The sequence below is a fragment of the Streptomyces sp. NRRL WC-3626 genome, from assembly GCF_000718785.1.
GTDB lineage: Bacteria > Actinomycetota > Actinomycetes > Streptomycetales > Streptomycetaceae > Streptomyces > Streptomyces edwardsiae.
In genome coordinates, this window is the sequence record NZ_JOCA01000020.1 from 116,791 (window position 1) to 138,049 (window position 21,259).

At 73.1% G+C, this 21,259-nt stretch carries 23 protein-coding genes; 14 read left to right on the plus strand and 9 right to left on the minus strand.

The window, feature by feature from the left end; all coding sequences use genetic code 11:
* Positions 1 to 75: 75 nt before the first annotated feature.
* Together IF28_RS0126690 and IF28_RS0126695 are read left to right on the plus strand one after the other, a co-directional pair.
* Complete coding sequence (locus tag IF28_RS0126690) at positions 76 to 849, plus strand: hypothetical protein (RefSeq protein ID WP_030225125.1); 774 nt, start codon at positions 76 to 78, stop codon at positions 847 to 849.
* A complete protein-coding gene (locus IF28_RS0126695) occupies positions 836 to 1,303 on the plus strand; it encodes an NUDIX hydrolase (protein ID WP_030225126.1) in 468 nt (155 codons plus the stop codon). Before IF28_RS0126690 ends, IF28_RS0126695 begins: the two co-directional genes overlap by 14 nt.
* Here the strand turns inward: IF28_RS0126695 and IF28_RS0126700 are convergent.
* Both IF28_RS0126700 and IF28_RS0126705 read right to left on the minus strand, forming a co-directional pair.
* A complete protein-coding gene (locus IF28_RS0126700; protein WP_030225127.1) occupies positions 1,291 to 1,854 on the minus strand; it encodes an HD domain-containing protein in 564 nt (187 codons plus the stop codon). The two genes, IF28_RS0126695 and IF28_RS0126700, sit on opposite strands and share 13 nt — an antisense overlap.
* A gap of 570 nt (positions 1,855 to 2,424) precedes the next feature.
* Positions 2,425 to 3,408, minus strand: coding sequence for an LLM class flavin-dependent oxidoreductase (locus tag IF28_RS0126705; protein WP_199809043.1), 984 nt, complete (start codon positions 3,406 to 3,408; stop codon positions 2,425 to 2,427).
* A gap of 77 nt (positions 3,409 to 3,485) precedes the next feature.
* Here IF28_RS0126705 and IF28_RS0126710 point away from each other — a divergent pair, with 77 nt between their 5' ends.
* Positions 3,486 to 4,265 carry a helix-turn-helix domain-containing protein gene (locus tag IF28_RS0126710; protein WP_030225132.1) on the plus strand — a complete coding sequence of 260 codons (780 nt, stop codon included), beginning with the start codon at positions 3,486 to 3,488 and terminating at the stop codon, positions 4,263 to 4,265.
* On the opposite strand, the gene IF28_RS0126715 is transcribed toward IF28_RS0126710, so the two are convergent.
* A complete protein-coding gene (locus tag IF28_RS0126715; RefSeq protein WP_030225137.1) occupies positions 4,244 to 4,666 on the minus strand; it encodes a hypothetical protein in 423 nt (140 codons plus the stop codon). The two genes, IF28_RS0126710 and IF28_RS0126715, sit on opposite strands and share 22 nt — an antisense overlap.
* A gap of 377 nt (positions 4,667 to 5,043) precedes the next feature.
* Here IF28_RS0126715 and IF28_RS0126720 point away from each other — a divergent pair, with 377 nt between their 5' ends.
* Entirely contained in the window at positions 5,044 to 5,742 is a 699-nt protein-coding gene (locus IF28_RS0126720; protein ID WP_030225139.1) for a hypothetical protein, read from the plus strand.
* Between the two features lie 20 nt (positions 5,743 to 5,762).
* Here IF28_RS0126720 and IF28_RS0126725 read toward each other — a convergent pair whose 3' ends face one another.
* The 3 genes from IF28_RS0126725 to IF28_RS0126735 form a co-directional block, all read right to left on the minus strand.
* Complete coding sequence (locus IF28_RS0126725; RefSeq protein WP_030225141.1) at positions 5,763 to 6,308, minus strand: sigma-70 family RNA polymerase sigma factor; 546 nt, start codon at positions 6,306 to 6,308, stop codon at positions 5,763 to 5,765.
* A 108-nt stretch (positions 6,309 to 6,416) separates the two neighbouring features.
* Positions 6,417 to 7,223 carry a hypothetical protein gene (locus tag IF28_RS37155; protein ID WP_051713890.1) on the minus strand — a complete coding sequence of 269 codons (807 nt, stop codon included), beginning with the start codon at positions 7,221 to 7,223 and terminating at the stop codon, positions 6,417 to 6,419.
* A 20-nt stretch (positions 7,224 to 7,243) separates the two neighbouring features.
* Positions 7,244 to 8,062, minus strand: coding sequence for a lytic transglycosylase domain-containing protein (locus IF28_RS0126735; RefSeq protein WP_030225145.1), 819 nt, complete (start codon positions 8,060 to 8,062; stop codon positions 7,244 to 7,246).
* A gap of 219 nt (positions 8,063 to 8,281) precedes the next feature.
* Between IF28_RS0126735 and IF28_RS37160 the strand changes: the two genes are divergently transcribed.
* The 8 genes from IF28_RS37160 (at position 8,282) to IF28_RS0126775 (ending at position 16,874) form a co-directional block, all read left to right on the plus strand.
* Positions 8,282 to 8,956, plus strand: coding sequence for a DUF6668 family protein (locus IF28_RS37160; RefSeq protein ID WP_051713891.1), 675 nt, complete (start codon positions 8,282 to 8,284; stop codon positions 8,954 to 8,956).
* The gene (locus tag IF28_RS0126745; RefSeq protein WP_030225150.1) at positions 8,953 to 9,243 is read left to right on the plus strand and encodes a hypothetical protein; all 291 of its coding nucleotides are present in this window, start codon (positions 8,953 to 8,955) and stop codon (positions 9,241 to 9,243) included. Before IF28_RS37160 ends, IF28_RS0126745 begins: the two co-directional genes overlap by 4 nt.
* 141 nt (positions 9,244 to 9,384) lie before the next feature.
* Entirely contained in the window at positions 9,385 to 9,669 is a 285-nt protein-coding gene (locus IF28_RS0126750) for a hypothetical protein (protein ID WP_030225152.1), read from the plus strand.
* A 22-nt stretch (positions 9,670 to 9,691) separates the two neighbouring features.
* Positions 9,692 to 10,468 (plus strand): hypothetical protein, encoded by a 777-nt coding sequence (locus tag IF28_RS0126755; RefSeq protein ID WP_030225154.1) that lies wholly within the window; start codon positions 9,692 to 9,694, stop codon positions 10,466 to 10,468.
* Position 10,469: 1 nt separating this feature from the next.
* A complete protein-coding gene (locus IF28_RS0126760; protein ID WP_030225156.1) occupies positions 10,470 to 11,699 on the plus strand; it encodes a hypothetical protein in 1,230 nt (409 codons plus the stop codon).
* A 131-nt stretch (positions 11,700 to 11,830) separates the two neighbouring features.
* The gene (locus IF28_RS0126765) at positions 11,831 to 13,324 is read left to right on the plus strand and encodes an SCO6880 family protein (RefSeq protein WP_030225157.1); all 1,494 of its coding nucleotides are present in this window, start codon (positions 11,831 to 11,833) and stop codon (positions 13,322 to 13,324) included.
* Positions 13,321 to 15,090, plus strand: coding sequence for an ATP/GTP-binding protein (locus tag IF28_RS0126770; RefSeq protein WP_030225158.1), 1,770 nt, complete (start codon positions 13,321 to 13,323; stop codon positions 15,088 to 15,090). The genes IF28_RS0126765 and IF28_RS0126770 overlap by 4 nt, the downstream gene beginning before the upstream one ends.
* The gene (locus IF28_RS0126775) at positions 15,078 to 16,874 is read left to right on the plus strand and encodes a type IV secretory system conjugative DNA transfer family protein (protein WP_030225160.1); all 1,797 of its coding nucleotides are present in this window, start codon (positions 15,078 to 15,080) and stop codon (positions 16,872 to 16,874) included. Before IF28_RS0126770 ends, IF28_RS0126775 begins: the two co-directional genes overlap by 13 nt.
* Here IF28_RS0126775 and IF28_RS0126780 read toward each other — a convergent pair.
* Both IF28_RS0126780 and IF28_RS0126785 read right to left on the minus strand, forming a co-directional pair.
* Positions 16,798 to 18,060 carry a DUF418 domain-containing protein gene (locus IF28_RS0126780; RefSeq protein WP_051713892.1) on the minus strand — a complete coding sequence of 421 codons (1,263 nt, stop codon included), beginning with the start codon at positions 18,058 to 18,060 and terminating at the stop codon, positions 16,798 to 16,800. The genes IF28_RS0126775 and IF28_RS0126780 overlap by 77 nt on opposite strands.
* Complete coding sequence (locus tag IF28_RS0126785; RefSeq protein WP_030225165.1) at positions 18,057 to 18,449, minus strand: hypothetical protein; 393 nt, start codon at positions 18,447 to 18,449, stop codon at positions 18,057 to 18,059. Before IF28_RS0126785 ends, IF28_RS0126780 begins: the two co-directional genes overlap by 4 nt.
* 171 nt (positions 18,450 to 18,620) lie before the next feature.
* Between IF28_RS0126785 and IF28_RS0126790 the strand changes: the two genes are divergently transcribed.
* Positions 18,621 to 19,655 carry a C40 family peptidase gene (locus IF28_RS0126790; RefSeq protein WP_030225167.1) on the plus strand — a complete coding sequence of 345 codons (1,035 nt, stop codon included), beginning with the start codon at positions 18,621 to 18,623 and terminating at the stop codon, positions 19,653 to 19,655.
* 54 nt (positions 19,656 to 19,709) lie between these two features.
* Here the strand turns inward: IF28_RS0126790 and IF28_RS0126795 are convergent, their stop codons facing one another.
* Positions 19,710 to 20,609, minus strand: a complete 900-nt coding sequence (locus tag IF28_RS0126795) for a hypothetical protein (protein ID WP_158713719.1) — start codon at positions 20,607 to 20,609, stop codon at positions 19,710 to 19,712.
* Between the two features lie 171 nt (positions 20,610 to 20,780).
* On the opposite strand from IF28_RS0126795, the gene IF28_RS36560 reads away from it, so the two are divergent.
* Positions 20,781 to 21,215, plus strand: coding sequence for a DUF4913 domain-containing protein (locus IF28_RS36560; protein WP_051713893.1), 435 nt, complete (start codon positions 20,781 to 20,783; stop codon positions 21,213 to 21,215).
* Positions 21,216 to 21,259: the final 44 nt, after the last annotated feature.

Below are 21,259 nucleotides of genomic sequence, written 5' to 3' on the forward strand. Positions count from 1 at the left end.
GCGACGCTGTGGTTCCGCAACAACGTCCCACAACGTCCTTGCGCGATCACGCGTTGCACCGCTTGCATGGTTTCTGTGAACGACCGACTGCATACCGTGCTCGCCCAACGAGGGGTCTCGCCCGACGCGCTCGCGGAGATCTGCGAGGTCGACCCCAAGACGGTGAGCCGGTGGCTGGGCGGGCGGGTTCCTCACGCGCGGCATCGCTTTCGCGTGGCGGGTCACCTGCGCGTGGCGGAGACCTTCCTCTGGCCGACGCCCTCAAAGCGGCCCGGTCCACCCCGCGACGGATTAGGCACCGAACTGGTCGGCACCTACCAGAACCGAGCCAGCGTGCCGCGGGACGTATGGCTCTCGCTCCTGCGGGAGGCCCGGCAGGAGATCGGCGTCCTCGTCTTCTCCGGCACGTTCTTCGCACAGTCCAACCCGCATGTCGCCGAGATGCTCTCCGAACGCGCCGCCGAGGGCGTCCGGGTTCGCCTGTGTTTCGGTGACCCCGACGGACAGGCGGTCGCCGTCCGGGGCCGCGAAGAGGGAATCGGCGACACACTCGCCGCCAAGATCCGCGCCTCGCTGACCTACTACCGCCCCCTGCTGGGCGAGCCCGGGTGTGCGGTGCGTCTGCACGACACCACGCTCTACACGTCCATGTTCCGCTACGACGACGACCTCCTCGTCAATCCCCACATCTGGGGGCAGCCGGCCAGCGCCAACCCCCTCCTCCACCTCAAGAGAGCCGACGGCATGCGGTGGTTCGACAACTACGCACAGAGCTTCGACGCCGTCTGGGCCGCCGCACGGCCATGGGCACCCGACCAGGAGAGGACCGCCGACCATGGGCAGGACTGAGTACTACAACGACCCGGCCGCGCCGAAGGCGAACACCCTCATCCCGGCCAGCAACCTGCTCGTCGTCGACGAGACCGGCGCCATCCTCCTCCAGCGCCGCCGCGACACCGGACAGTGGGCACTCCCCGGCGGCGCCCAGGACATCGGCGAGACCGCGGCCCACTGCGCGGTTCGCGAGTGCCTGGAGGAGACCGGCATCATCGCGGAGATCACCGGCTTCCTCGGCGTCTACACCAACCCGAACCACATCGTCGCCTACACCGACGGCGAGATCCGCCAGCAGTACGAGAACACCTACATCGGCCGCCCCGTCGGCGGAGCTCCCACGATCAACGACGAGGCCGACGGCGTCCGCTTCATCCAGCCCGCAGACCTGGACCAGTACGACATCCACCCGAGCATGCGCCAGCAGATCGGCGACTACCTCGCCGGCACCTATCCCTACCTCGGCTGACTCGCCACGGCAGCTTCGACCCTCTCGACAGACGAGAAAATCTCCGGCGCCGCGCGCCGGATGAACCGACCGACCACGCTGTCCGCGCCGTAACGGTCGACGATCTCCGCAACCCGTTCCCGCGCGGTCGTCCGGCCGCCGTCGGGCGTCGTCGTCATGTCGCAATACACGAGGGCGTCCACCAACAGCGGATCGTCCAGCAACGGGAACTCCCTCGTCAACTCCTCTCGCAGCCCACGTTCTTCCGCCTCCAGCAGCGCGAACGAGTGGTTCGCTACCAGACGGGCCAGCCTCTCAACGACACCGTGCTCGTCCCGTAGGAAGCGTGCGCCATCGAGCGGATGGAACCCGGTGGTCGCCAAGCGAGGCGCATATCCCACGTCATGCAGGATCGCGGCCGAGATCAGCAGGTCAGCGTCCTTCCCCAAGATCAGGCCGACATCGGCCGCCCGGGCTGCGACTCCACAGCTGTGCGCCCACCGTCGTGGGAACACATTCCCGAGTTCAGCCGCCGCAACTCGCCTGGCCCAGCCCACCATCTCCTCGCCCATGGCCTCTACATGCCCCGCCGAGTGCCTGCCAGTCGCATTGGTCCCCGTCCCGTCTCAGTGAGCCCGTCGCTCGGCAGTGCGCTGAGCCGCCGGACGACAGGGCCGGCCAAGAGGGCGCATCTCTGCTCGAAGTCCGACGGGAGCCAGCCGCGGCTCAGCAAGCGCGGGTGGGCGGGAAACGCCGTGATCGCGGCAACAACGAAAGCGAGCGATGCCCACGGCGTGTGCACGCGCGACCTGTCTCGCCTGCAGTTGCCACACGCGTGCCGTGAGGCTCTTGCCCAGCAGCGGTCAGAGCGGATCGACGATCACACCATTGCCATACCTGCCCACTGGTGGAACTCCGAGGTAGCCGCCGCTCACCTGCCTGGTGCTCCCGTGACCGGCCCAGGCACCACGCATCTCAGCCGGGGCGACCTCTTCGCGCAGCTTCGGGCTTTCCAAGCTGATTGCGCCCGTCGCCGAGGCCGTTGCCGAGCTGGACGGTGATCTCGTGGGGCTGGAGGATTCCTCGTGGCCCGTGTGCATCGGCCGGGCCGTGATCGGCGCTTCGTGTCCGTTGGGGCAGACTCAGGGGGCTTCCGGGGTGGAGGCGTGATCAGCCGGCCCCTGGACAGCGGGGATCAGGTCTGCGAGGCGTTCGAGCTGGGTGCGTTGGGAGTGCGGGTCCAGGGCAGCGAGGCGGGCGACGATGTGCCGGGCGCCGGCGGCGACGTACCGTCCCAGGCGTTCACGCACCTGGTCTGCGGAGCCGGTGACGACTGCCTGGATCTTTTCCAGCTCCGCCAGTGGCATTCCGTAGGTGGCCCTCGCGTAGTCGTCCAGTGCCCGGCTGCCGGTCTCGATGTCGTCGTCGATCCGTACCGAGACGAACAGGGCGGGGGCGATGTCCTCGGCCGCACGTCCGGCGTCGGCCGCCGCTCTGTGGACCTCGCGGAGGCCGGACGCGTAGTCGGCGGGGTCGGGCGGGTAGGGCAGCCATCCGTCGTACAGTCGGCCGGTGCGGGCCAGAGCCGCGGGTGTCGCGCCGCCGAGCCAGACGGGTGGGCCGCCGGCGCTGGCCGGCCTGGTCGTGGGCGGGATGTCGTCGAAGCGGAGGATCTCGCCGTGGAAGGTGTCTGCGCCGTCCCACAGGGCCCGCCACAGCGCGACGGTCTCGTCCAGGCGGGCGAAGCGCCTTTCCCACGGCAGCTCGGACAGCGTGTAGAGGGGCCGCCCGAACCGGCCGGGGAAGCCGGCACCGACGGCCACGGTGAGTCGGCCACCGGACAGCAGGTCGATCGACGCGAGTGACTGCGCGGCCTGGATCGGCCGACGCAGGAATGGCATCAGTGCAGCTGTGCCCAGCGTCACGGTCTCGGTCACCGGGGCGAGTGCGGCCAGCATCGTGAGTGCCTCGATGCGCGGGCTGATCAGGGAATCGTTGGCGAAGAGCGAGGAGAAGCCCGCGCGTTCGGCGTACCGGCCGAACGCGATCAGCTCGCGGGGGTCGTCGGCCGCGCCCCACTGGGCGGTTCCCGTCGGAAGCAGTACACCGATGTCCATGTCGGCCATGTTCACGACCGGTACGAGTGGCGGCAATTCCCTGCGGGGAATGGCCCGGGACCCTCCGCTGCCGTTACAACAGGCCCGTGGACTTTCCTCGTACGCTTCGCGAACGTCGCACCCGCCGTCATGTCAGCCAGCTCGACCTGGCGCTGCGGGCGGGCACCACCCAGCGCCACCTCAGCTTCATCGAATCCGGCAGGTCCGTCCCGGGCCGGAACATGGTCGTGCGCCTGGCGGAGTCGCTGGAGATGCCGCTGCGGGAGCGCAACGAGCTGCTGCTGGCCGCCGGTTACGCGCCCGCCTACCCGGAGAGCTCACTGGACGATCCGGCGCTGGCCCCCGTGCGCACGGCGATCGACCACATCCTCCGCGGGTATCTGCCGTATCCGGCGCTGGTCGTGGACCGGGGCGGTGACCTGATCGCCGCGAACACCGCCTTCGACCTGATCACCGAGGGGGTGGCCCCCGAGCTGGTGGGTCCGGGCACGAACGTCTACCGCCTTGCGCTGCATCCCGACGGTCTGGCCCCCCGAATCCTCAACCTCGCCGAGTGGGCGCGCCACATCCTGGTGCGCCTTGGCCACCTGGAGGAGCTGCACGCCGAACTCGCCGGGTACGTCCCCGAACTGGAGCCGTCCGCCGGGCAACTCGGTTTCGCGGTGCCGCTCCGCCTGCGGTCCTCCTACGGTGAGCTGCGCCTGATGACGACGGTGACGACCTTCGCCACCGCCGTCGACGTGACGCTTGCGGAACTGAAACTGGAGGCGTTCCTGCCCGCCGACCCGGCGACGGCCGAGGCTCTCTCGGCAGCCGCCGGGGCAATGGCCTGCGCCACCCCCGGTCAGGAGCCCGGGAACATGTAATCGGTCTGGATGCGGCCGCTGTCGTCGAGTACGAGCATGTCCGAACCACCACCCACCACGTCGCCGGTCGCGGTGGACACCGCCTCCCAGCCGAACCTGACCGCGCCATTGAGACGTATCGCACCGGGGCGCGCCCGGAAGGCGAATCCCTGTTTCTCGACGAACCGCTCGTAGCTTCGGGCCACTCGGGTCTCGATGGCGTCGTATCCCTGAGCCTCCAGGGTCGTGTGGTCGAAGCCGAGTTCCGCGGCGGTCTCCCGTATCTCCGCAGGCGGGTGAAGGATGTGGGTGCCGTCCTCGGCCCAGAGTCGCTCGATGGCCGCGCGGCGCTCCGCGGCGTCGGGCAGGTTCCACTGAGCCATGTAGCGTTCGGCCAGCTGCTGCGGGTCGATCTCGATCATCTTCGTCTCCTTGCCCGGGCAGGTCTGTTCGGACCAGATCCTGCGGGGGACGGTGGAGACCGGCAATTCCTCGCAGGGAATGGGCCTTTACGCGTCAGGGACGCGCCGGCAGGACACGTCTCGCCCGGCAGAGCGATCGTTTACGGGCCAGCTCTTGGGAAGGTCACGTGACTCCGCACGCGACCCTGGGAGTTCGTCGTGCCCGCGGGCCTGAACGTCGGCGTCGGCAGCGGCCCGGCGGGATACGCTCACGCCCTTGGTGTCGGTCAACGGGGTGTTTCCCGGGGGGAATCGTGGGGTGTTCGGTGCGTCGTGCCGTGGTTGTCGGGGTGTTGGTCCTCGGGGGTGCGGTCGGGTGTGGGGGTGAGGCGGCCGAGGTGGAGCCCGCTGATGCCGTGGCGGAGGCGGCTGCCCGGGCCGAGGGGGTCGAGTCCGTGCGGTACCGGGTGGCCGGGGAGCTGCCGGAGACCGGGCGGGTGGAGGCCGACGCGGTCATGCGGTCCGAGCCCGCGGCCGTGAGCATGAAGGTGAGTACGGGTGGGAAGGGTGCGGTGCCGGTCCGGTTCGTCGATGACGTGATGTACGTCGGCAAGGCGCCGGACGGGCAGAAGTGGCTCAGGGCGGATGCGGGCGTGTGGGGTGGGCTCACCGTCGACAACAACTCCTACGGCGCGCTGCCCCGGCAGCTGGAGAGCAGCCCGCTCGTCCAGTCCACCCTCCTGACCGGGGCGAAGGACGTGCGGGAGGTCGGGAGTGAGACCGTCGACGGCACCCGGACCACGCACTACCGGGGGACGGTCACCTTCGACGGCCTGCGTGCCGCCGGCAAGGCCGCGCGGGGCGAGGCGGCCCGGGAACGGCTGACCGCGAGCCTTGATCAGTTCATGGGGCTCCGTGTCTCCGACACACTCACCATGGACCTGTGGATCGACGGCGACGACCACGCCAAGCGGTTCCGCTGGCAGGCCCAGAGCGATGGCGGGCCGCTCGACCTCACCATCACCTTCCTCGACATCGACCGGCCCGTGACCATCGAGGCCCCGCCGGCGGACGCGCAGGAGGAGCTGGGTTCGTAGGCTCACAAGAGCGGGCGGGGTCAGTGGACGCCTCGTTCCTCCAGGGCTGTTCTGAGGCTGCGCAGGGCGTAGTAGACGCGGGACTTCACCGTGCCCTGGGGGACGCCGAGGGTGGTGGCCGCCTGCTGGGTGGTGCGGTCGGCGAAGAAGGTGGCCTCCAGGACCTCGCGGTGGGCGGGGGTCAGCGCCCGCAGGGCGTCGTGCAGGACGATGGACGACAGCATGCGTTCTATGTCGTCGCCCTCGGCGCCCAGTTCGGTCAGCCAGGTCGCACCGCCGATCTCCGGCGGCCGGGCCGCCTTGGTGCGGTGTGCGTCGATCACGAGGTTGCGGGCGACACGGAACATCCAGGGGCGTACGGCCATGCCCTCTCGGTCCTTCAGGTTCCGCTTGTTCCAGCAGCGCAGCAGCGTCTCCTGGATGACGTCCTCGGTGCGGTGGGTGTCGCCGCCGAGCATGCGCAGGACGTACGCGTGGAGGGCCGGGCCGTGCTCCAGGAAGAGGTCCCTCAGCGCCCGTTCGTCAGCGGAGACGGCGGTCGCCGACCCGATCACTGTCACGTTCATCATGTGCTCCCGCTCCTCGGAGTGGCCTTGGGAGGAACGGAGTGTGCTCAGGAGGGGTCCACGTTCGTTTGACGCCCGGTCCACGGCGCGTACATCGCGCCCCGCGGGTCAGACGCAGGTGATCGGAGCCTCCAGCCGGCGGCGGACCCGGTGGGCCAGGCGCTCGTCGGCGGCGGTGAGGCGGCCGGCCTCGTGCAACCTGTCCCACATGTGCAGCAGTTCGTTGCCGTGGATCTCGATCGCCCGGTCTTCGTCCAGCCGCTGCCATGCCGCCGTCGCCCGGGCCACCGCCGCCGGTGCCTGCGGATCGCCGGCCCCGCACAGGATGCGGGCCACCGACAGGGCCAGCACGGTGGCCTCGCGGTGGTCCCCCAGCAGATGCGCGAGGTAGGCCTCCATGGCCCGTGCCTCCAACGCGTCCGGATGCTCCGTGCCCGCCGAGCGGGTCAGTGTCTCGCGCAGCGCCGTCGCCTCCGCCGACGCCTCCTCCAGCCGGCCCTCGGTCACCAGCGCGTTGATGCGCGCGACCGGCTGCGCCAGCTGCGGGGGGAGCGGGCGCGACGGCACAGGGGGCGGCGCCGTCGCCGCGGCCCGGGCACGGGCGATCGCCGTGGCCACCGCGGAGGCCGGCGCCGGGGCGGGCGTCGGGGCCGGCGCCGGGGCGGGCGTCGGGGCCGGCGTCGGCTGTCGGTCGACGAGGCGGCTGGAGCCGTCGGGAGACACCTCCAGGACGAAGTGGGCGGCGCCCGGACCGTCGGTCACCGTCGCCTCGACGGCGGTGGCGCGCTGCTGCGCGTACTGCTGCAACCGGTCGAGCACGGCGTCGTGTACGGACTGTCCCGGCTCGGCGACCAGGGGCTCTCCGTCGATCTCGGCGATGCCGTCGTCCGAGATGCGCACCGCGAACGGGGCCATGGCTGCTGTCCTCCTGTTGTTCATTCGGCGGAAGGGGCGGAAGGGGAACCCGTGGACTCCGGGACCGCTCCCGGGGTGACGCCCGGCGTCGCGCCGGGCGGCGGGGCGGCGACGCCCGCGTACTTGGCGAACTGTGCGCGGATGGCGAGGACATAGCCCTGTGCCTCGTTCGTCTGCGGCACCCCCTCGGCCGCGCGTACGGCGTCCATCCCCACGTGGTAGCCGGCCAGCGCGAGGTCGAGGACGTTGCCGGTGGCCTCGTTCGCGTCGATCATCCGCTGGGCCTCTTCGGCGAGGTGGCACAGATAGCGGCCCTGCGCCAGGATCGAGTCCGCCGCGTCCAGGGCCGAGGTCTCGTCGTTGTCGTCCTCGTCCTCGCCGTACTCGTCGAAGATCTCGGGCGGCAGCTGCGACACCCCTTTCTCGCCGTTCTCGCCGACCAGCGTCCCGTCGAAGGCCGACTCCCGTTCGATCTGCGAGGCGATGACGACCGGACCGACCGCGTCGCACAGACCGCCGGCCTCCTCGATCGGGTCCACCAGGTCCTCGGGCACGGTCGAGGCCTCCAGCTCGCCCCCGCCGTCGCCGTTGAAGACGGCGATCACCTCGTCCGCGTCGTCCGGGCCCGCGGAGCCGTCCCCGCCGCCCGAGAACAGCAGGATCAGCGCGATGAGGGGGGCCAGCAGGACCCCGAACCCGCCGATGATGACGATCACCACCAGGGCGCCGAGCAGGGCGAGCGGCGACAGCAGACAGCCGCAGCCGGTGCCGGCCGCGATGGTGTTCCTGACGGCGGTGGAGGTCCCGCCCTCCCCGCTGCCTCCCGTGCCCGCGCTCATGGGTGTCCGCCTTCTTCCTCTCGTCTTGAACCGCGACGGCCGGACGGTCCGTTGTGCTGTCCGTCGGGCTCGGGAGATCCAAACGGAGCCCGGCGCAAAGAGGTTCAAAACTGTGGAAATCAGATGATCCAGAGCAGTAGCCGAAGCACGAGCGGAGAAGGGGGCGGGCCGCCCATGGGCACTCCTGAGACACCTCCGTCGGGTCCGCCCCTGTCATGGGTGCGAGGACCGAAACCCGCACGGCAGACACAACCGGGCGAGCCCGCACAACCGGCACAACCGGCACAGCCGGCCGCGCCCGCACAGCCGGACCAGCCGGTCCGGCCGATTCAGCAGGTCCGGCCCAAGGCGCCCGCCGCCCGCCGCAAGGCCGTCCCGTCCCCCGACGGCGAGGCGCCCTGGGCGGAGCCCAGGCCACGGACGCCGGCGCACGGCAGGTCGCGGGACGAGATCGGGTGGGTCAAGGCGCACGGGGGAGCCGGCGCCTCCTCGCTCGCCGAGACGCTCGGGGGCGTGGACGTGGGCGCCCGCTGGCCGGAGCCCGCGCGAGGGGAGCCGCGCCGGATCATGCTGGTCGGCCGGACCAGTGCGCGCGGACTGCGCGCCGTGTCACGGGCGTTGGGCGCGCTGAAGGACGGAAAGGCCCCGCCGGGGATCGACCTGCTCGGTGTCGTCCTCGTCGCCGACGCCCCCGGACGGCTCCCTCTCGCTCTGCTGCGCCGCATCCGGGTCGTCCGGTCGGTCACCCACGTGCACCGGGTGCCGTGGATCCCGGCCTGGCGAACCGGCGGTCAGCCCACGTACCTGCCCCGGCAACTCGGCTCGCTGGCCGACGTCGTCGGCGTCGACACCCGCACCGACACCCCCACCGACCGCGAGAGAACCGTGTCATGACCCCTCCCCTCGTGCACCTCGCCCTCCCGCTCGGCGAGCGGCTGGCCGCCTACCAGCCCACCGCCGACGCGGGCACCATCCTCGGCGTTCTCGCCTGGTGTGCCTCGGCCGCGGGAGTCGCCGGTCTGATCATCGTCGGCATCCAGATGTCGATCCAGCTGCGCCGAGGGGAACCGGGCGAGGGCGGCGCGTTCTTCCGCGGCTTCTTCTACGTCACCCTCGGCTGTCTGCTCGCCACGACCGCCGGCCCGCTCGTCGCCTTCCTCGGCAACCTGTCCCTCCTCTGAGGACCCGGACACTCCCGAGGCCCGCAAAGCCTCCCCGGCACACAAGCCTCCCGAGGCCCTCAAGCCTCCCGGCCACCACATAGCCCACCCCCTCCCCACGCCCACCGCCCACGCCGCGGGCGCCGACCTCCCGGAGACCCCATGTCCCTGCTCCTCGAAGCCACCAACGTGCTCGCCGCCGGCGTCCCCCAGCCGGTGAGCAACGCCCCCGGCGAGCTGACCTCCAAGGTCAACACCGTGCTCGGGATCGCCGCCTGGGCCGGTACCGCCGCAGGCGTCCTCGGGGTGCTGATCACCGGCACGATGATGGCCGTCTCCCTCAAGCGGGGTGAGAGCTCGGAGCACATGAGCCGCCTCGGCATGGTGCTCGGCGGCTGTGTCCTGGTCGCCACCGCCGGTCCGCTGGTCGGCTTCGTCTTCAACTGATCAGGCGGACGGGACGGTCGAGATGTTCACACGCAGGGAGTACCGGGCGCCGCGCCGCGACCGGCCCGACCCCCAGGGTCCGTACTGGAGGCAGCGGGGCTGGCAGGTGTCGGCGGCGTTCCTCGGTGTCGTCGTCCTGCTGAGCGGGATCGTCGCGCTGACGGCCGATGAGGACGCCGACCGCACGGGTGCGGGTGCCCCGGCCTCCGAGGGACCGCTGTCCGGCACCGCCGCCATGAAGGACGGCCGGCCCGAGGGGTGCCGTACGGACGACAGCGCCGGCGACACCCTGCCCTCGGCTCCGCCCGACGACGTGGACTGGCGCGCCCTCGACGTCACCCGGGTGCCCGTCTCCGCCTCGGCGGGGCCGACCCTGGCCGAGGGGCCCGTGTGGTGGTGCTTCGCGCACACCCCGGCGGGGGCGGTGCTGGCCGCCCACGTCATCCCCTCGCAGATGAGCGGGTCCGACTGGCGGACGATCGCGCGGGAGCAGGTGGTGTCCGGCCGTGGACGGGACCTGTTCGTCTTCAAACGCTCCACGGTCGGCGACGACGGCTCCGGTGCCGGGGCGGGCAGTTCCTCCGCCGCCTCCTACGCCGGCTTCTCGGTGCCCGCGTACTCGCGCGAGGCGGCGGTCGTCGAGCTGCTGCTCAAGACCGGTCAGGGCTACGCCACCACCTCGGTCGCACTGCGCTGGAGCGGCGGTGACTGGAAGGTCCGCCCCTCCGACAACGGCGCCCTGCACACGCCCGTGAAGGCGGTCCAGGGCACCAACGGCCATCTCATGTGGGAGGTCTGACATGGCGTGCCCGACCGGCAATCCCATCGTCGACATCGCGGTCGGCTTCTTCAGCTTCCTCGGCGACCCCATCGGCACCATCGTCGAGGGCGTCGCCAACGCCGTACTCGCGGGCGCGATCGCGGTGTTCGGGGCACTGACCACGGGCATCCCGACGCTCTCGGGCACCAGGACGGCCCAGGACATCAACGGCCAGACCCAGTGGATCGTCGTCTATCTGGCGGTGGGCTCGCTGCTGTTCGCGGCCGCCCGGATGGCGATCGAGCGGCGCGGCGACGCCGGTACGACGGCGCTGAAGGGCATCCTGCGGGTCATCCTGGTCTCGGGCGCCGCCACCACCGTCGTCACGGCCGCCGCCGCCCTCTCGGACGACTACTCCACGTACCTCTTCAACGCGGGCGCGGAGAAGCAGCTGAACGCGGTGGGCGCCTGCTCCGACGGCAACGGCATCGAGTCCTTCCTGCTGCTGGTCCTCGCCTTCCTGCTGCTGATCGCCGGGATCATCCACACGATCCTGCTCTACATCCGCCTCGGCGTCATGATCCTGCTGCTGGGCACCCTTCCGCTGGCCGCCGCCGCCTCGATGACGGACTGGGGCGGCGGCTGGTGGCGCAAGCACCTCGGCTGGATGATCGCCTGGCTGTTGTACAAGCCGGCGGCCGGTCTGGTGCTGTACGCGGGCTCGGCGATGATCAGCTCGGGTCAGGACGGCGGCAGCGACATCAACGAACGCATCGCCGGCATCGGCGTGATGCTGCTGTCCGCCGTCGCGCTGCCCGCGCTGCTGAAGCTGGTCGTGCCGGCCACCGCCGCGCTCGGCGGGGCCTCCGCGATGTCGGGGGCGATGTCGACGGTGGGCGGCGGCCTGGCGTCCGGCGCCCGTTCCCTCGGCGGCAGCGTGGGCGGCAGCGGCAGCGGGGGCGCCGGCGGAGAGAGCGGGCCGCGCGGCGCGTCGGGGGCGTCCGGTGCGGGCGGCTCCAGCGGTTCGAGCGGTTCGAGCGGTTCCGCCGGCGGATCCGGCCCGGCAGGTCCGCCGCCCGGCCCGAGTCCCGCGGCAGGCGGCGGGGGCGGAGGAAGCGGCGGTTCCGCCGCCGGCGCGAGCCGGGCCGCCGCGGCGGCGGGTCCGGTCGGGGTCGCCGTCGGGGCGGCCGTGACCGCGGCGCAGGTCGTCGGCCGTACCGCCTCCGGCTCCGTGGAGGACGCCGACGGCGACAAGGGCCACAACACCTGACGGCCCCGCCCCGCCCCGAAACGGCCGCCGGACTCCCGATCCCCCCGCGGAGTCCGGCGGTCCCCTCCCTCCCGGTCCGCGCCGGCCCGTCCCCGTCATCCGATCACTCCACGAAGGGACAACGGACCCTCATGACCACGGAAGCCGTCACCCATCCGACCTACGGGAACTGGCGCCGCCCCCGGCGCCCGGGACTCGGTCCGCTCGGGCTCGTCGGCACCTTCGGTGTCTTCGGCGGGCTCGTCCTCACCCTGCTCGCGTCACTGATCTCGCTGTACGCGGCGATGATCGTGTTCACCCCCATCGCGCTGTTCCTGGTCCCGCTCGCCATCCGCACCCAGGACGGCCGGAACGTCTACCAGCTGATCGCCCTGCGTATCGGCTGGCGCCGGCGCCGGGCCAGGGGGGCGCACCTGTACGTCTCGGGGCCGCTGTCCGCCCGGCCGGGCGGCCGGTTCCGCCCGCCGGGACTGCTCAACAAGGTGACCGCGACGGAGGGCCGGGACGCCTACGACCGTCCCTTCGGCGTGCTGCACCACCCCAACCGCAACCTGTACACGATCGTCCTGGGCTGCGACCCGGACGGCGGTTCGCTCGTCGACCCCGACCAGGTCGACGTCTGGGTCGCCCTGTGGGGCGAGTGGCTGGCCCGGCTGGCCCATGAACCCGGGCTGCGCGGCGCCTCCGTGATCGTGGAGACCGCTCCCGACCCCGGTACCCGGCTCGCCCACGAGGTGCTCCCCCGCATCCGGCCGGACGCGCCCGCGGCGGCCCGCGCCGTCATGGAGGAGGTCGTCGAGCGCTACCCCACCGCGTCCTCCGAGATGCACACCTACGTCAGCCTCACCTACGGCGTCCCCGCGAACCAGAAGCGGAAGAAGGAGGACGTGATCACCGACCTCGCCATCCGCATTCCCGGTCTGCTCAGCGGTCTGGTGGCGGCCGGCGGCGGAGCGGCGTACCCGCTGTCGTCGGAGCGCATCGCGGAGGTCGTGCGGGTCGCCTACGACCCGGCGGTCGCCCCCGACGTCCTCGACGCCCGCGCCCAGCACGGGGGCACGGGCCTGGAGTGGGCCGACGCCGGTCCCGCCGCCGCCGTCGAGACCGTGGGCAGCTACCAGCACGACTCGGGGGTGTCCCGGACCTGGCTGATGACGCTGGCGCCGCGCGGCACCGTACGGTCCTCGGTGCTGCGCGGCATGCTGGAGGCGGCGCCCGGCACGCGCCGCAAGCGGGTGGCGCTGGTGTACCGGCCGATCGACCCGGCCACCTCGGCCCGGATCGTCGAGGCGGACCGGCGCAGCGCCCAGTTCATGGCGACGTCCGGCCGGGGCATGGTCCAGGCCCGCGCGGCCTCCGAGATGCGGGCGGCGGAGCAGACCGCGGCCGAGGAGGCGTCGGGTGCGGGGCTCGTGGAGTTCTCCCTGATGCTGACGGTCACCGTGGACACCATGGAGCAGCTGGCCGACGCGAGCGTCACCGTACGCAATCTGACCGCTGCCTCGCGGGTGCTGATGCGGCCCGCGGACCGGATGCAGGCGGCGGCGTTCAGCTGCACACTGCCCGCCGGGATCCTCCCCTGGGAGCAGACCCTGATCCCGCACGAGCTCCAGGAGGCGCTGTGAGCCGTCGCCGCGAGGAGAAGAAGGCCGAGCGGGCCGACCGCCTGGCCGAGCAGCGGGCCCGCGAGGAACGGGGCGCCGGGACCGGCCGCCCGGAGAAGGCCGGGCGGAAGGACCGTACGAGCCGCAAGGAACGCAAGGAGCGGGAGCGGGCCGGGCGGGGGGAGCCGTCCGGCGGGAAGAAGGACGCCGCGCGCCCGCGCGAGCTCTACGTCCCGCCGCGCGGCTGGTACGGCGCCGGAGGGGGGCGGGTCGGCTACCTGGACCCGCCCACCATGTGGCGGGCCACCACTGTGCAGGCGTGCGGCATGTGGCCCTTCGCCGCCGGTTCCGGCGCCCCCATGACGGGCGTGCCCCTGGGGCAGCATCTCTTCACCGGGGCCACGGTCTGCGGCGATCCGCTGAACTGGTTCACCCGGGCCCGCTACATCTCCAACCCGTCGCTGTTCATGCTCGGCATGCCGGGTCTGGGCAAGTCCACGCTGGTCAACCGCATGCTCATCGGGCTGTCCGCCACCGGGGTCGTCCCGCTGGTCCTCGGCGACCTCAAGCCCGACTACGCCGACACGGTCCGTGCGCTCGGTGGCCAGGTGATCTCCATCGGCCGCGGGCGGGGCGGCATCAACGTCCTCGACCCGGGCGCGATGGGCGCGGCGGCGGCCAGGATCGGCGGCGAGGCCGGCGAGGTGCTGAAGGCCGAGACGCACGGCCGGGTGCTGAACATGGTGGCCGCGCTGATCACCATCGTGCGTGGCCGGCCGATGGACGACCACGAGCAGTCCGTGCTCTCCGCCGTCCTGCACCACCTGCGCGAACGCACCCCGCCCGGCCGTACGGTGCTGCTGCCGGACGTGCTCCGGGTGCTCACCGAAGGCCCCGACCGGGTGCGCGCGGTCACCCTCGACCGGGGGGACGACGCCCGCTACCGGGACGCCGTGGACCCGTTGCACCGCTCCCTGCTCGGCATCCTGGACGGTCCGCTCGGCGACACCTTCGCCTCCGAGACGTCCACCCGCATCGACCCGGGGGCTCCCGCGGTGTGCATCGACATCTCCGGCATCGGGGAGGCCGACACCCAGCTGACCGCCGCGGCGATGCTCGCCGCCTGGTCCGACGGGCTCGGCACGGTGGCCGCCTCGCACGCCCTCGCCGACGCCGGGCTCGAACCCCGGCGCTGGTTCTTCACCGTGCTCGACGAGCTGTGGCGTCCGCTGCGCGCCGCCTCCGGCATCGTCGACCGCATCGACGCGCTGACCCGTCTGAACCGTTCCCTCGGCCTCGGCGACGCCAAGATCACCCACACGCTCAAGGACGCCGAGGCCCTGGGCACCGACGCCGACCGGGCCAAGGCCCGCGGGTTCGTGGAGCGGGCCGGCATGGTGGTGTGCGCGGGACTGCCGAAGGCGGAGATGGAGGATCTCGGCAAGGTGGTGGGGCTGTCCCGGCGGGAGATCGAGCTCGTGTCGTCGTGGTCCTCACCGCCCGGCTGGGGAGTGTCCGGGGAGCACGAGGAGCCGCCCGGCCGGGGCCGCTTCCTCATCAAGGTCGGCGGACGCCCCGGCATCCCGATCAAGGTCGCCATCACCGACGCCGAACGCCGGCTGCACAACACCAACACCCGGTGGACGCCGAACGAGGAGACCGTCCGGCGGGAGCTCGCCCGGACGTCCGAGCAGGTGGCGCGAGCGGCGCAGGAGGGGACGTACGGGATGCCGGGCGCCCCCGGCGGCCCGGCCGCCGAAGCCGGAGCCGGGAGGTGGACCGCGTGAGCGCCCCGGGCGCCGGTTCCCCGCACGAGCGGCTGCCGTGGGCGATCGTGGCGGTCGCCGGTACCGCGCTGACCGCGTTCACCGTCGCCTGGGCCGGCGGAACCCTCGGGGCGGGTCTGTCCGGTCACGGCTGGGGCGCACCCCCGTTCGCCCTGTCGACCGTGTCGCGCCTGGCCGCAGACGGTCCCTCCGGCCTGTGGCCCGGGGCGCCGACCGGCGCCCTCTACGGGGGAATGCTCGGCCTGCTGGCGCTGGTCGCCGTGCCCGGCACCCTCCTCGTACGGCTCCTCGTGGACCGGGCCGGCCGCCCCAAGGGCCTGGCCGGACGGCGCGAGCTCGCCTCCCTGTGCCCCAAGGGCATCGAGTCCCGCGCCCGTGAAATGCGCCCCACCCTGCACGGCCGCGGCCGTGTGCACCCGGACGAGACCGGCAACCTCCTCGGCGACCTCGACCCCAAGGGCCCCGAGCTGCGCAGCAGTCACGAGGACGTGGAGCTCGACCTCATGGCGCCGCGGGCCGGCAAGTCCACCGGCATCGCGGTCCCCCGGGTGCTGCGCGCCCAGGGCGCGGTGCTGCTCACCTCCAACAAGTCCGACGTGTACGCCGTCACGCGCGCGGAGCGCGAGAAGGCGGGCACGGTCTGGACGTTCGATCCGCAGGGCATCGCCCACACCCCGCGCGCCATGTGGTGGGACCTGCTCGGCGAGTGCCACACCATCGAGGGCGCCCGCCGCACCGCCGGTCACTTCGTCGCGTCCGTCAACGACGACACGGCGAAGAAGGACTTCTGGATCTCGGCCGCCCAGAACACCCTCACCGCCCTGTTCCTGGCCGCCGCCCGCAGCCGCACCCCGCTCACCGAGCTGCTCGCCTGGCTCGCCGACCCCGCGGACCGCACCCCGGTCGACCTGCTCCGGGACGCCGGACTCGTGGCGATGGCCGAGCAGTTGCAGGGCACCGTGCGCGGCGCCGTGGAGACCCGGGACGGTATCTACGAGACCGCCCGCCAGACCGTGTCCTGCCTGCTCGACCCGGAGATCCTCGCCTGGGTCTCGCCCGACCCCCGGCTGCCGGAGTTCCGTCCCGACCGGCACGTCCTCGGCCGGGACACGCTCTACCTGCTCTCCAAGGACGGCGGGGGCTCCGCGGCCGGTGTCATCGCGGGGCTCGCCGACGCGACGATGCGGGCCGGCGTGGTCGCCGCGGAACGCATGGGCGGCCGGCTCGACCCGCCGCTCACGGCGGTCCTCGACGAGGCCGCCAACGTGTGCCGCATCTCCGATCTGCCCGACCTCTACTCGCACTTCGGCTCGCGCGGCATCAACGTCGTGACGCTGCTGCAGAGTTACCGGCAGGGCGCCCGGGTGTGGGGCGAGGTCGGGATGGACGCGCTGTGGAGCGCGGCCACGATCAAGCTGCTCGGCGCGGGCCTGGACGACGCCGACTTCGTCCAGAAGATCTCCACCCTGGTCGGCCAGCACGACGTCCGTACGCCCACCGTCTCCCGCAGCGGGGACGGCACCTCACGGTCGTACTCCTACCGTCAGGAGTCCGTCCTGCCGCCGGACCGCATCCGCGCGCTGCCCAAGGGCACGGCACTGCTCCTCGCCACCGGCGTCCGGCCCGCGCTGATCCGGCTGCGCCCCTGGTACAAGGAGCCCGGCGCCGCGGCGATCTCGGCGGCCGCGAAGGCGGAGACGGCGGCCATCACGGAGCGTGCCGCACGCCGTCCGCTTCCCGGGGCGCAGCCGCCGGGTGTGCCGCTGTCGAAGCCGGTCCCCTGACCGGGGCACCGGGACGCCGGCCCAGGGTGACGGTGCGCAGCACCCGCTCGGCCGGCCCGTACCGCGTCCGCGCCGCCGGCCGGGCGCCGGCGGCGAGCTGGAGGACGTACAGGACGACGCACCCGGCCAGGACGGCGCCCGTGCCGGCCCGGTCGTACCGGCCGAGACCGTAACCGGTGAACACCCAGGCGAGGACGAGTGACTGGGTCAGGTAGTGGCTGAGCGTCATGCGCCCGGCGGCGGCCAGCGCGCCGGCCGCCGCCGGGACGCGGGTCTCGTACCGCCGGAGCAGCAGGAGCACTCCGCACGCGTACGACACCGTCAGCGCCGGGGCGGTCAGCACCGTCACCGCCTGTCCGACCAGGAACCAGCGGCTGTCCAGTGGCCCGCTCGAGCAGCAGGCGGCGGCCACACCGCCGGTGAGCCCGAGCGGCAGCCACCGCCGGGCGGTCCGGCGCAGCCACACCCGGTCCCGGCCGCGCCGCTCGACCAGCCGGGACCGCGCCGCCGCGAGCCCCGCCAGGAAGGCGGCCAGCATGGCGGGCGCGTACAGCAGACCGGTGCCGATCGCGGCGGGCAGCTCGCGCAGCCGGGCGCCGAGCACCGAACCGGCGTCGCCCCTCAGGGCCGCGACCCGCTCGGCGACGCGGGGCGCGTACGCCTGCGCGGTGACCGGCTCGGTGAGGGCGACGGTCAGCAGCCCGTACCCGAGCAGCAGCGCCGAGAGTCCCAGCAGCAGGGCCGCGGCGACCCGCAGCGCGGCCCGTACGGAGAGCCCGCGCAGCCCGTACAGCACCAGGGCCAGGACGGCGTACGTCGTCAGGACGTCGCCCGGGTACAGGAGCACCGCGTGCCCCGCCCCGAGCACGAACAGCCCTGCGGCGCGCCGCAGATGGCGCGGGGCGAACGCGGCGCCCGCCCGGCGCGCGGCCCGTTCCTGGAGGACGAAGCCGTAGCCGAACAGGAAGGAGAACAGCACGTAGAACTTGGCGGTGACCAGCGCGGTCACCAGCCACGCGGCGACCCGGTCCGCCGCGGACGCGCCCGGTCCTCCGCCGAGGGCGGTGTACGGGCCCGCCATCAACTGGGCGTTGACCACCAGGACGCCGAACAGGGCGAACCCGCGCAGCACATCGAGTTCGCCGACGCGCCGGGGACGGCCGGACGGGGCCGCGGCACGCCTCACCCCGCCACCACGACCCCGGTGCCGAACGCCACGGTGGCGGACAGGAACCAGCCGAACGACGGCGCCAGCAGATGCCGGGGCGTCCACAGCCTGGCCCGCGCGGGGCACTCCCGCTTGTACACGACGGGCACTTCGCCGCCGACCGGGGGCACGCCGTAGAACGGCCCGTACCGGCCCGGATCGAGGACGAAGTCCCTTCCGAAGTGGTCGGAGAACACGACGAGCCCGCCGCGCCGCCGGTCGGTCGCCGCACGCGGCGTCACCCGTCCCCTCGTCCGCCGCCCGCGCGCCCACAGGGCCGCGGCCGCCGCCGTCGCCCGGACCCCGGCCAGCAGAAAGCCGAGACCGCACCCCGTGCTCAGCGCGAGCAGCACCAACTGCGCGTTCATACACACCCTTTCGCCCCGGCGCCCGATCGCACAACGGCCGCCGCGGCCACCCCGGTTCATCCGGCCCTTGAACCCCCGGACGACACGGGCGCGTTGTGTGGGCGGCCCCGTGCCGTACCCCGTCCCGCCTGCCCGCCCACGCGGGCACCCATGAAAAGGAGCGACGACCCCATGAGACGGAGCCCGGGCCCCCGCGGCCGCCGTGCGACGGCCGCCGTCACCCTGGCCCTCGTACTGACGGCGGTGCCGCACGGGCCCGCCGTAGCCGAACCGGCGACCCTCCCGGAGGTGCGCGCCGAACTCGACCGCCTCTACCACGAGGCCGAGGCCGCCACGGAGAAGTACAACGCGGTCGACGCCGAGGTGACCCGGCAGAGGAAGCGCCTCGGCACGCTCCGGGGCCGGATGGCCGCCACGGAGCGGAAGCTGGACCGCCTGGGCCGACTGGCCGGGGCGGCGGCCCGCTCCCAGTACCGCGGGGGCGGGGTCCCCGCCGAGGTGCAGTTCGTCCTCGCCGGCGACCCCGCGCACGCGCTGGACAACGCGTCCCTGGCCCGGCAGGCGCACCTGGGCACCCGCCGCGTGCTGGAGGCCCTGGCCGGGACCGAGCAGGAGCTGCGCACCCGTGGCGACGAGGCGGCCGCCGAGCTGAAGCGGCTGCGCAAGAACCGCGGCAAGCTGGAGTCCCACCGCGACACGGTCCTGGCCCGCATCGGCGCGGCGGAGCGGGTGGAGTCGCGGCTGGCGGAGAAGCAGCGCCGTGAACTGGCCGCGCTGGAGAAGGAGGCCGCCGACGCGGCCCAGGCGGACTGGGTGGAGTCCGGGGTCCTCGACGGCGCCGCCACCGAGGCCGGCGACGCCGGACGCGAGGCCATCGCCTTCGCCACCCGGCAGCTCGGCAAGCCCTACGTCTGGGGCGCCGAGGGCCCCGGCTCCTACGACTGCTCCGGCCTGACCTCACAGGCGTGGCTGGCGGCCGGCGTGGCCGTCCCGCGCACCTCGCAGGAGCAGTGGCGCCGTCTCCACCGCGTGGCGGTCGCGGACATGCGCCCCGGTGATCTGATCATCTACCACGCCGACGCCGGTCATGTCGCCCTCTACATCGGCGACGGCCGGATGATCCACGCCCCGCGTCCCGGCCGTTCGGTGACGGTGGCACCGGCCGGGTCGATGGAGATCCTCGGGGTGGTGCGGCCCGACGCGTGACGCGGGGGCGGGGCGGGCCCCCTGTACGAGGACCCGCCCCGCCGGACGGAACGGCTAGCGGCCTCCGCCACCACCTCCGCCCGCGGCCCTGCGGCGGCCTCCCTGTCCGTGGCTGTGCGACGAGGAGTGCGACCCGGCGGGCCGGCGGGCCGCCGAGCTGTCACTCTGCTGGGCGGGCTGCTGGTACTGCTGCGGGTACTGCTGCTGCTGAGCGAGGTACCCCGCGACCTGCTGGTTGTACTGCGGCAGTGTGGGACCGTAGCCGCCGGTGGGCATCTGCTGCGGCCTGGGCTGCCGGGACGGATCGTGCATGGGCTGCGGTGCCGACACCGCCACGGCCGTTCCCACGGCCTGGGCCATGGCCCCGTAGCCCTGCATGCCGGCGTTGTTCATGCCGGCCCCGGCGCCGTAGACGGCCCCTCCGGCGACGGCGACCGCGGACCCCGCCATCCTGGTGTAGGAGGGGGCGGGCTGCGGCGTCTGGGGGTTGGTCCTGACGTTGCGCGCGTAGTAGAGCTGGCGGGCGACCTCGGCGGCGTTGGCGGCCGCGGTCGCGCCGACCGCGCCGCCGTAGCCCTGCACGGCGGCGGTGGGGTCGGACCCGTACTGCACGCCGAGCATGGCGGCGCCCTGACCCGCCAGCGGGGCCCCCGCCAGGGCGGCGTTGGCCCCGCGCGTCCAGGCGCTGTCGTCGGTCCGGGGGCCGGGCTGCGTGGACTGGGACGGGGAGTAGGAGTACTGCGAGTACTGGGACTGCGAGTACTGGGAGTACTGCGACTGCGACTGCGAACTGCTGGTCGTGGAGGCCGGGTAGGGCCCGGAGCCGTCGCTCTCCGGGCTGGTGCTGCGCTCCCGCTCCGACGTGCTGCTCTGGTGTGCGGTGCTGTGCCGGCTGCTTGCGCTCTGCCGACTTCGCGCGGTCCGGAAGCTGTCGTCCGAGTTGTTTCCTGACATGTGAAGCACTCACTTCCTGCGAGATCGTCACGTGCGACTCCGTCGGGGAGTCGTCAGCACAACGGGAACGGCGCGCGGCGGGTTCAGCGCCGGTGAACCGCGCGCCCCCGCACGCCCGTTGTGGTCCTCGGCCAGGACGAACCGCGAAACCCAGCCCCGAGGTACACCCGTATGAACGCTCCCGTTCCCGACCCCCAGGCCCCCGCGTCCGCGCCGCTGTTCATCCTCTACTTCGAGGGTCAGCGGTACGTCGAGGAGCTGCGCGGACTGACCCTGTGGGCACACCATGTGCTGCTGCCGGTCTACGGCCGGGAGGTCACCTCCTCCGCTCCCTGGTGCTCCCGCTGGTGGGAGCACCAGGAGGCGGTGGCACAGCTCCACGGCCTGTGGCTGGCCTGGCTGGAGCTGACCGGCACGGGGTCCGGGCCGAGCGGGCCCGCCAACTGGCACCGCGACTACCTGCTGCCGGTGATGGCGTCCCTCAGGGACCCCTCGGGGCCCTTCGCCGGCTGCAAGCCCGGCGCCCACCGCGGGAAGCAGCCTCCGCCCGTCGACGCCCTCGACCCGTTCGGACCGCCCCCGCCGTCACCCCAGGACGCCGGATGAGCACGGCCCGGCCACCCCTCCCCCACCCGACACTCCCCCAGAGA